This window comes from Pseudomonas sp. RW409, from assembly GCF_003184125.1.
GTDB classification, from domain to species: Bacteria; Pseudomonadota; Gammaproteobacteria; order Pseudomonadales; family Pseudomonadaceae; genus Aquipseudomonas; species Aquipseudomonas chlororaphis_I.
On the sequence record NZ_QHHP01000004.1, the window covers coordinates 44554 to 54078 of the forward strand.

9 protein-coding genes are annotated in these 9525 nt (G+C 63.3%); 6 read left to right on the forward strand and 3 right to left on the reverse strand.

What is annotated here, in order from left to right:
* Positions 1-76: 76 nt before the first annotated feature.
* Entirely contained in the window at positions 77-1069 is a 993-nt protein-coding gene (locus DK261_RS02750) for a sensor domain-containing diguanylate cyclase (protein ID WP_110175265.1), read from the reverse strand.
* A 248-nt stretch (positions 1070-1317) separates the two neighbouring features.
* On the reverse strand, positions 1318-2502 hold the full coding sequence (gene desA / locus DK261_RS02755; RefSeq protein WP_009046387.1) for a delta-9 fatty acid desaturase DesA: 1185 nt from the start codon (positions 2500-2502) through the stop codon (positions 1318-1320).
* A 145-nt stretch (positions 2503-2647) separates the two neighbouring features.
* Here desA and dibA point away from each other — a divergent pair, with 145 nt between their 5' ends.
* The 6 genes from dibA (at position 2648) to DK261_RS02785 (ending at position 9125) form a co-directional block, all read left to right on the forward strand.
* Positions 2648-4567 (forward strand): phosphodiesterase DibA, encoded by a 1920-nt coding sequence (dibA, locus tag DK261_RS02760; RefSeq protein WP_009046388.1) that lies wholly within the window; start codon positions 2648-2650, stop codon positions 4565-4567.
* A gap of 371 nt (positions 4568-4938) precedes the next feature.
* Complete coding sequence (oscA, locus tag DK261_RS02765) at positions 4939-5121, forward strand: sulfur starvation response protein OscA (protein ID WP_009041629.1); 183 nt, start codon at positions 4939-4941, stop codon at positions 5119-5121.
* A gap of 154 nt (positions 5122-5275) precedes the next feature.
* Positions 5276-6286, forward strand: coding sequence for a sulfate ABC transporter substrate-binding protein (locus tag DK261_RS02770; protein WP_016705023.1), 1011 nt, complete (start codon positions 5276-5278; stop codon positions 6284-6286).
* Positions 6287-6427: 141 nt separating this feature from the next.
* Positions 6428-7246: a sulfate ABC transporter permease subunit CysT gene (gene cysT / locus DK261_RS02775; protein WP_007921521.1), complete on the forward strand. Its 819-nt coding sequence runs from the start codon at positions 6428-6430 to the stop codon at positions 7244-7246.
* A 13-nt stretch (positions 7247-7259) separates the two neighbouring features.
* A complete protein-coding gene (gene cysW, locus DK261_RS02780; protein WP_007921522.1) occupies positions 7260-8132 on the forward strand; it encodes a sulfate ABC transporter permease subunit CysW in 873 nt (290 codons plus the stop codon).
* A 3-nt stretch (positions 8133-8135) separates the two neighbouring features.
* A complete protein-coding gene (locus DK261_RS02785) occupies positions 8136-9125 on the forward strand; it encodes a sulfate/molybdate ABC transporter ATP-binding protein (protein ID WP_007921524.1) in 990 nt (329 codons plus the stop codon).
* A gap of 120 nt (positions 9126-9245) precedes the next feature.
* Here DK261_RS02785 and DK261_RS33300 read toward each other — a convergent pair.
* On the reverse strand, positions 9246-9525 hold a 280-nt coding region (locus DK261_RS33300; RefSeq protein WP_218278165.1), incomplete at its 5' end, for an Mpo1-like protein.

Sequence of the window (9525 nt, forward strand, 5' to 3'; positions counted from 1 at the left end):
GGTTTTGCGAGGACTTCGTCCTCGAGCGCAGCCTCGCTGACGCTCGGCAGCGGCTACGGAGTTCCCGTGAGGTCGTCTACCCCGAAACGATCCGGTTCTTGCCCTGGCGCTTGGCCTCGTACATCGCCGCGTCGGCGCGGGCGAAGAGGCTGTCGAGTTTTTCGTCGTCGGCGGTGAGGCTGGTCAGGCCCTGGCTGACGGTGATGCTGAACTGTCCCTCGGCATGGCTGAAGGTCAGGCGCTGGATTTCCCGCTGCAGGCGTTCGGCAACCTGGCGTGCCATGTCCGGGACGCAGCCGGGGAAGAGGGCGGCGAACTCCTCGCCGCCGATACGCCCGAACAGATCGCCACGGCGCAGGGTGGCGCGGCCGGTCTCGGCGATGCGTTGCAGGACGTTGTCGCCCTCGGGGTGGCCGTAGGTGTCGTTGACCACCTTGAAATCATCGATATCCAGCAACAGGAAGGCCAGCGGCGTGCCTTGCTGGCGCGCCTGCTCGAATTCGCGGTTGGCGCATTCGAAGAAGTGCCGGCGGTTGCTGCTCTGGGTCAGCACGTCGGTAGTGGCCAGGCGTTGCAGCTCGGTTTCCAGGTGCTTTTTCTCGGTGATGTCCTCGGCGAGGCCGACGATGATCACTCGGTCCCCGGGGGCGGCATTGCGATTGATGAAGCACTTGTCGCTGAGCCAGCGGACCTGGCCCTGGGCATCGATGATGCGGTATTCGCGGTCTTCCACCGCGCCTTTCTCCAGTACCTGGGCCAGGGTCCGCTCGGCGTATTCGAGGTCGTCGGGGTAGACGCTGTCGCGCCATTCGTTGGCGTCGGCCAGCAGCAGGCCGGCGGAGCGGCCGAAGATGCGTTCATACGCCGGGCTGACATACAGCACCTGGCGGGCTTCCCAGTCGAAGGCCCAGAGCACGGCATTGACGCTGACCAGCAACGAGCTGAACAGCTGTTCGCGTTCCGTCAGCCGGGCTACCTCGCCCTGGGCGTGCATCAGCGCCATCAGGGTTTGCGCGGCCTCGGGCCACTGGGGCAAAGCGGATGGGAGTTGTGGGTTCTTGTTGACCATCGGCACCGATCTCAAAGCGCATGCCGCTCGGGAAACGAAGCGGCCACAGAAAGCCCGCCTGGATGGCGAAGTGTTGCTTGAGATAGGGGATTGGCGACGAAGTTCCCGGTTTCCGTGGTCTGGGTGCCGGCAGCCGCTGGGCGGTCACGGTGCCGCGGATGACGGGCTGGAACTCAGGGGACGGCGAGGGTAGCGAAGCCCACCGGCCACGGCAGCTGAGCTTGCCGTGGCGGGTGATCGGGCCAGCGTCAGGCGGTGGCAGGGCGCAGCGAGTAGGTTTTCAACTGGCTGGCGAAGTCGCGCAGCGATTGGATCCCGCTGGCCTCGGCTTCGTGGACCCAGTCCTTGATCGCCGCCAGCATGTCGTGGCCGTTGGAGCTGGTCTTGGCCCAGATCTGCTGCAGCGCCAAGCGTTTTTCGTAGATCACTTTCAGGGCCTGGCTGTGCTCCAGCATGTTCTGGATGCGCGCATGGTGACGCTCTTCCAGCAGGCTGGTCTCCCGCGACAGCAGGCGCTTGGCGCGGTGGAACTGATGGCGCACCGAGTGATCGACCTTGTCCAGCTCCTGCTTGACCAGCGGTGCGATCACCAGCTTGCGGTACTGCGCCATGATCTGGAAACGGTTGTTGAGGATCGCCATCGCCGTGTCCATGTCCAGGTGGCCCTTGCCTTCGACCCGGTGGGCGATCGGCGCCACACGCTGCACCTTGGCCAGGCGCAGGAAGCTGAACACCTTGATCCAGGCCCAGCCCAGGTCGAATTCCCACTTCTTCACCGACAGCTTGGCCGAGTTGGGGTAGGTGTGATGGTTGTTGTGCAGCTCTTCGCCGCCGACCAGGATGCCCCAGGGCACCAGGTTGGTCGCCGCGTCGCGGCATTCGAAATTGCGATAGCCGACCGCGTGGCCCAGGCCGTTGATCACCCCGGCGGCCCAGAACGGGATCCACATCATCTGGATCGCCCAGATGGTGATGCCGATGGTGCCGAACAGCAGCAGGTCGATCACCGCCATCAGCGCCACGCCGCCCAGCTTGTAGCGCGAGTAGAGGTTGCGTTCGATCCAGTCGTCCGGGCAGTTCTTGCCGTAGATGCGCAGGGTTTCCGGGTTTTTCGCTTCTTCGCGGTACAGCTCGGCGCCTTTGCGCAGCACCGTGGACAGGCCCTTGATCACCGGGCTGTGGGGGTCGTCCGCAGTTTCGCATTTGGCGTGGTGCTTGCGGTGGATGGCGGTCCACTCGCGGGTGTTCTGCGCCGTGGTCAGCCACAGCCAGAAGCGGAAGAAATGTTTCAGGCCGGCGTTGAGCTCCAGGGAGCGGTGGGCTGAATAGCGATGCAGGTAAACCGTGACCGCAACGATGGTCACGTGAGTCATTAACAGGGTGACTGCCACCAGTTGCCAGGCCGACAAGCCAAGAAAACCTTCGTACCACATAGGCTGTAGGGCCCTCGATAAAAAAAAAACAGCAGTCGCATTATCACCAAGCCCACAGAGAAAACCAGTCGCCCTTTCAGATAAGAGTGGCGAGATGTTTCTTCCTCTATAATCCCTAGCTTTCCGTAAGGACATTGACGACCTTATGTCGGTTTCTTCTCGCGACGCTTTGCGCGCAGCCCTGCTCTACCTCTTGTTGTCTGTGTTGTGGCTGCAGTTCAGTGGTCATTTATTGAGCAGTTTCTTCGATGAGTCGAACGATCTGGCGCGCTGGCAACTGATCAACGGGTATCTCTGGGCGCTGGTCAGCGCGGTCCTGATCTTCATCGCACGGGGGCGACTGTTGCGTTTGCTGGGTGCCGACTCCTGGCTGCACCACCAGCGCGAGGACCGCGAGCGTCTGCGCCAGGCGGCCGCGGTGTTCGATTGCACCCGCGAAGGGGTGCTGGTCAGCGATCGCCGGGGCCAGATCGTCCATGTGAACCGCGCGTTCATCGAGATCACCGGCTATCAGCGCGACGAGGTGCTGGGCCGCCAGCCGAGCATGTTCAAGTCCGGGCACCACACGGCGGATTTCTACCAGGCCATGTTCGATTCGCTGAACACCACGGGCGAGTGGAGCGGCGAGATCTGGAACCGACGCAAATGCGGCGAGATCTACCCGCAGTGGCAGACCATCCGCGCCATCCGCGATGACGATGGCCAGCTCAGCCACTATGTCGCGGTGTTCTCCGACATCAGCGCGATCAAGGATTCCGAGCACGAACTGGCCCACCTGGCGCACCACGACCCGCTGACCGACCTGCCCAATCGCCTGCTGTTCACCGACCGTGCCGAGCAGGCCCTGGCGTCGGCGCAGATCCACAAGCGCGGCTGCGCGCTGCTGATGGTCGACCTGGATCACTTCAAGATGATCAACGACAGCCTCGGGCACAATGTCGGCGACCGTCTGCTCAAGGCCGTGGCCCAGCGCCTGCAAGGCATGTTTGGCCCGGGCATCACCCTGGCGCGGCTGGGCGGCGACGAGTTCGCCGTGCTGGTCGAGAGCTGCGCGCAGCCGGGGCAGGCCGCGGTGCTGGCGCAACGCATCATCGACGGGGTGAAGCAGCCTTTCCTGATGGACGAGAATCAGCTGTTCATCAATGCCAGCATCGGCATCAGCCTGTTCCCCAGCGACGCCCTGAGCGCCGAGCAACTGTTGCGCAATGCCGACACGGCGCTGTTCAAGGCCAAGAGCGCCGGGCGCGACAGTTACGCGCTGTACACCGAGGAACTGACGGCCCACGCCCAGCAACGGGTGGAGATTGCCTTCGAATTGCGCCGCGCCCTGGAGCAGCAGGAGCTGCGGGTGTTCTACCAACCGGTGCACGACCTCGCCAGCAGCCGCCTGGTCGGGGTCGAGGCGCTGGTGCGCTGGGAGCATCCACAGCGTGGCCTGGTGCCGCCTGGCGAGTTCATCCCGATTGCCGAACGCACCGGGCTGATCGCCGAGATCGATGCCTGGGTCATGCAGCAGGCGTGTCGGCAGATGTGCCAATGGCAGGCGGAGGGCATGGCGTTGTCCTTCGTCGCGGTGAACGTCTCCAGCCGTCTGTTCGCCCGCCGTGAGCTGTACCAGCAGGTGGCCCAGGTGCTGCACGACACCGGCCTCGACCCGGCCTACCTGGAGCTGGAGGTCACCGAAAGCGCGGTGATGGAAGACCCGGAAGTCGCCCTGGAGCAGATGCATCGCCTGCGCGAACTGGGGCTGCGCCTGGCCATCGACGACTTCGGCACCGGTTATTCCTCGCTGCTGCGGCTCAAGCGCCTGCCGGTGCAGAAGCTGAAGATCGACCAGGGTTTTGTCGCCGGCCTGCCGTGGGACGAAGACGACGCGGCGATCTCCCGGGTGATCATCGCCCTGGCCCAGAGCATGGGCATGCAGGTGCACGCCGAAGGCATCGAACAGGTGGAACAGGCGCGGTTCCTCCTCGACCAGGGCTGCGACCTGGGCCAGGGCTACTGGTTCGGCCGCCCGGTGCCGGCCACGCAACTGGAATGGGGCCGGGTGCCGCAGATCCACTGATTGCCGGACTTGCATCGATTCCACCTGTAGCCGCTGCCGCAGGCTGCGATCGGCCGAGACGGCCGTGGCGCGCGTGAGAACGTAGGAGGACCTGCGGCAGCTTCTGTAGGAGCGAAGCTTGCTCGCGATCAAGGCGCCGCGGTGTATCAGGCAGGCCGCCATCGCGGGCAAGCCTCGCTCCTACAAGAGGCGAGTTGGCGCTGCAATCAGCGCCGATTCCCACGCAACTCCGCGTCAGTTCAAATAATTTCTTCTGGTTATATAAACATTCTTAAATAGTATTTTTAAGAATATCTGCGCCTATCTACTATTGCCCTCACGCCGTAAGCAGTGCCGCCACTGCCAGGCACATCTCATTCAGGAGCAACACCATGAGCGCATCTCTTCGTAGCGTTGACGGCCAGGACGAACAAACCATCTTGCGCGAGATTCAAAGCGCGTTGCGCGACCTGCGTTTCGGCGCGGTGGAAATCACCGTGCACAACGCCCAGGTCGTGCAGATCGAACGCAAGGAAAAATTCCGCCTGCAAAACCCTGGCAATAAACCAAGCTGAATTTCGCACTACCTCTCGCCGCGAGAGGCCCGACTGGACCACCGGAGGGCGTCATCCATGACCCCCAACCTGAACCCCAGCGTTCGCCCACGAATGCGGGCCTGATTCGCCATAAGAAAAATGCCAGCACATTAAAAAAATCGGGAGCTCCATCATGTCGTCGATTCGCCGTTATGCCCTGGCCGCCCTCGCCAGCGCCGTTTTTGCCGGTTCCGCCGTTGCCAAGGATTACGAATTGCTCAACGTGTCGTACGACCCGACCCGTGAGCTGTACCAGGACTACAACACCGAATTCACGAGTTTCTGGAAAAAGGAACACCCGGGCGACAACGTCAAGATCCAGCAATCCCACGGTGGCTCGGGCAAGCAGGGCCGCGCGGTGATCGACGGCCTGCGCGCCGACGTGGTGACCCTGGCGCTGGCGGGCGACATCGATGAAATCGCCAAGCTCGGCAAGAGCCTGCCGGCCGACTGGCAAAAACGCCTGCCGGATGCGAGCACGCCCTACACCTCGACCATCGTGTTCCTGGTGCGCAAGGGCAACCCCAAGGGCATCAAGGACTGGGGCGACCTGATCAAGAAAGACGTGTCGGTGATCACGCCGAACCCGAAAACCTCCGGCGGCGCCCGCTGGAACTTCCTCGCCGCCTGGGCCTATGGCCTGAAAGCCGGCGGCAGCGAAGCCAAGGCCCAGGAATACGTGAAGGAGCTGTTCAAGCACGTACCGGTGCTGGATACCGGCGCCCGCGGCTCGACCATCACCTTCGTCAACAACGGTCAGGGTGATGTGTTGCTGGCCTGGGAAAACGAAGCCTTCCTGGCATTGAAGGAAGACGGCGGTGCCGACAAGTTCGACATCGTGGTGCCTTCGCTGTCGATCCTCGCCGAGCCGCCAGTGGCGGTGGTGGACAAGAACGCCGAGAAAAAGGGCAACACCGAGATCGCCGAGGCCTACCTCAAGCACCTGTACAGCCCGGCCGGCCAGGAAATCGCGGCGAAGAACTTCTATCGTCCGCGGGACAAGGATGTGGCGGCCAAATACGCTCAGCAGTTCCCGAAACTGGACCTGGTGACCATCGACAAGGACTTCGGCGGCTGGAAAACTGCCCAACCGAAATTCTTCAATGATGGCGGGGTGTTCGACCAGATCTACCAGGCGCAATAAGCAACACTACCTGTAGGAGCGAGCTTGCTCGCGAAGATCGTCAACGATGACGCGTACATTCTGAATGAGCGCGGTGCCCTTGAGTTCTTCGCGAGCGAGCTCGCTCCTACAATGGTATCTACCCGCTAACCAAGGACTTTTATGTCGCGTCGTATCTCCCCCGTCATACCCGGCTTCGGGCTGACGCTGGGCTACACCTTGGTGTACCTCAGCCTGATTGTGCTCATACCCCTGGCGGCGATGTTCGTGCATGCCGCCCAACTCACCTGGGATCAGTTCTGGGCCATTGTCTCCGCTCCGCGGGTACTCGCCGCGCTCAAGCTGAGCTTCGGCACGGCGCTGTACGCGGCGATCATCAACGGCGTGATCGGCACGCTGCTGGCCTGGGTGCTGGTGCGCTACAGCTTTCCCGGGCGCAAGATCATCGACGCGATGATCGACCTGCCGTTCGCCCTGCCCACCGCCGTGGCCGGTATCGCGCTGACCGCGCTGTACGCGCCGACCGGCCTGGTCGGCCAGTTCGCCACCGACCTGGGGTTCAAGATCGCCTACACGCCGCTGGGCATCACCCTGGCGCTGACCTTCGTCACCCTGCCGTTCGTGGTGCGCACCGTACAGCCGGTGCTGGCCGACATTCCTCGGGAAGTCGAAGAAGCCGCCGCCTGCCTTGGCGCCAAACCCTGGCAGGTGTTCCGCCACATCCTGGTACCGGCGCTGTTGCCGGCCTGGCTGACCGGTTTTGCCCTGGCCTTTGCCCGGGGCGTCGGCGAGTACGGCTCGGTGATCTTTATCGCCGGCAACATGCCGATGAAAACCGAAATCCTGCCGCTGCTGATCATGGTCAAGCTCGACCAGTACGATTACACCGGCGCGACCTCCATCGGCGTGTTGATGCTGGTGGTTTCCTTTGTCCTGTTGCTGCTGATCAACCTGCTGCAGCGGCGCATCGAACGACCTTAAGGAGGCGCGAAGCATGTCCCAATCGTCCATTTCCGCCGCTTCCTCGGCCAACGCCGACCGTCGTGGCAGCGCCACCTCGCGGCGCATCCTGATCGGCCTTGGCTGGCTGATCTTCGCCCTGTTCCTGCTGCTGCCGCTGTTCATCGTGGTGTCCCAGGGGCTCAAGCTCGGCCTCGGCGCGTTCTTCGCCGCGATCTTCGAGCCGGACGCATTGTCGGCCCTGAAGCTGACGGTGATCGCCGTGCTGATCTCGGTGCCGCTGAACCTGGTGTTCGGCGTTAGCGCTGCCTGGTGCGTGAGCAAATACACCTTCCGCGGCAAGAGCATCCTGGTGACCCTGATCGACCTGCCGTTCTCGGTGTCGCCGGTGATCGCCGGCCTGGTCTATGTGCTGATGTTCGGCGCCCAGGGTCTGTTCGGGCCGTGGCTGCAGGATCACGATATCCAGATCGTGTTCGCCCTGCCGGGCATCGTCCTGGCGACCATCTTCGTCACCGTGCCCTTCGTCGCCCGTGAGCTGATCCCGCTGATGCAGGAGCAAGGCACCCAGGAAGAGGAAGCCGCGCGGCTGCTGGGGGCCAACGGCTGGCAGATGTTCTGGCATGTGACCGTGCCGAACATCAAGTGGGGCCTGATCTACGGCGTGGTGCTCTGCACCGCGCGGGCCATGGGGGAATTCGGTGCGGTATCGGTGGTTTCCGGGCACATTCGCGGGGTGACCAACACCCTGCCGCTGCACGTCGAGATCCTCTACAACGAATACAACCACGTCGCCGCGTTCGCCGTCGCGAGCCTGTTGCTGATCCTGGCGCTCTTCATCCTGCTGCTCAAGCAGTGGAGCGAAAACCGAATCAACCGCCTGCGCGCCAGCGCCGCGGAGGAATGAATCATGTCGATCGAAGTCCGTAACGTCAGCAAGAACTTCAACGCCTTCAAGGCCCTGAACAGCATCAACCTGGACATCCAGAGCGGCGAGCTGGTGGCGCTGCTGGGCCCGTCCGGCTGCGGCAAGACCACCCTGCTGCGGATCATCGCCGGCCTGGAAACCCCGGACGCCGGCAGCATCGTGTTCCACGGCGAGGACGTCTCCGGCCACGACGTGCGCGATCGCAACGTCGGTTTCGTGTTCCAGCATTACGCGCTGTTCCGCCACATGAGCGTGTTCGACAACGTCGCCTTCGGCCTGCGCATGAAGCCGAAGAACCAGCGCCCGAGCGAAAGCAAGATCGCCGAGAAGGTCCATGAGCTGTTGAACATGGTGCAGCTGGACTGGCTCGCCGACCGCTATCCGGAGCAGCTGTCCGGCGGCCAGCGCCAGCGGATCGCCCTGGCCCGCGCCCTGGCGGTGGAGCCGAAAGTGCTGCTGCTGGACGAACCCTTCGGCGCCCTGGATGCCAAGGTGCGCAAGGAGCTGCGCCGCTGGCTGGCGCGCCTGCATGAAGACATCAACCTGACCTCGGTATTCGTCACCCACGACCAGGAGGAAGCCATGGAAGTGGCCGACCGCATCGTGGTGATGAACAAGGGCGTGATCGAGCAGATCGGCTCGCCGGGCGAGGTGTATGAGAACCCGGCCAGCGACTTTGTCTACCACTTCCTCGGCGACTCCAACCGCCTGCACCTGGGCGAGGACCACCATGTGCTGTTCCGCCCGCACGAAGTGTCGTTGTCGCGCTCCGAACTGGCCGATCACCATGCTGCTGAAGTGCGCGATATCCGTCCGCTGGGCGCCACCACCCGGGTGACCTTGAAGGTCGAAGGGCAGAGCGAGCTGATCGAGGCCGAAGTGGTGAAAGACCATGACAGCCTGGTCGGGCTGGCCAAGGGCGAGACGCTGTTCTTCAAACCCAAGGTCTGGCAGAAAGTCGCCAATATCTAAACGTCAAAAGCATCGCGAGCAAGCTCCGCTCCTACAGGTTCGTGTCGTTCGCGACATTTACGAACGACGCCGATCTGTAGGAGCGAGCGGGCGGCGATCCGACTTGCCCGCGATAGCGATCTACACCGCCGCGCGTTTCGGATTGACCCGCACCCCTCCCGCCCGCGCCTCGATCTCATGCTTGAGCGCCTGGCGCAGCCCCAGCAGAAACGCCAGCTCCGCCACCACGAACAACGGCCCGACGATCAGCCCCGAGACATCGTCGACAAAGGCCGGCTTGCGCCCTTCGTAGTAATGGCCGACGAACTGGATCACCCAGCCGATCACGAACATGCCCACCCCGCTGGCCAGCCAGACCAGGGTGCTTTGCTGTGCCAGCGCATGGCCGGCCCACACCGAC

Excerpts from the sequence above, each read along its gene's own strand:
- DK261_RS02750 (WP_110175265.1), bottom strand. The coding sequence starts at position 1,069 with ATGGTCAACAAGAACCCACAACTCCCATCCGCTTTGCCCCAGTGGCCC.
- desA (WP_009046387.1), bottom strand. The coding sequence starts at position 2,502 with ATGTGGTACGAAGGTTTTCTTGGCTTGTCGGCCTGGCAACTGGTGGCA.
- dibA (WP_009046388.1), top strand. The coding sequence starts at position 2,648 with ATGTCGGTTTCTTCTCGCGACGCTTTGCGCGCAGCCCTGCTCTACCTC.
- oscA (WP_009041629.1), top strand. The coding sequence starts at position 4,939 with ATGAGCGCATCTCTTCGTAGCGTTGACGGCCAGGACGAACAAACCATC.
- DK261_RS02770 (WP_016705023.1), top strand. The coding sequence starts at position 5,276 with ATGTCGTCGATTCGCCGTTATGCCCTGGCCGCCCTCGCCAGCGCCGTT.
- cysT (WP_007921521.1), top strand. The coding sequence starts at position 6,428 with ATGTCGCGTCGTATCTCCCCCGTCATACCCGGCTTCGGGCTGACGCTG.
- cysW (WP_007921522.1), top strand. The coding sequence starts at position 7,260 with ATGTCCCAATCGTCCATTTCCGCCGCTTCCTCGGCCAACGCCGACCGT.
- DK261_RS02785 (WP_007921524.1), top strand. The coding sequence starts at position 8,136 with ATGTCGATCGAAGTCCGTAACGTCAGCAAGAACTTCAACGCCTTCAAG.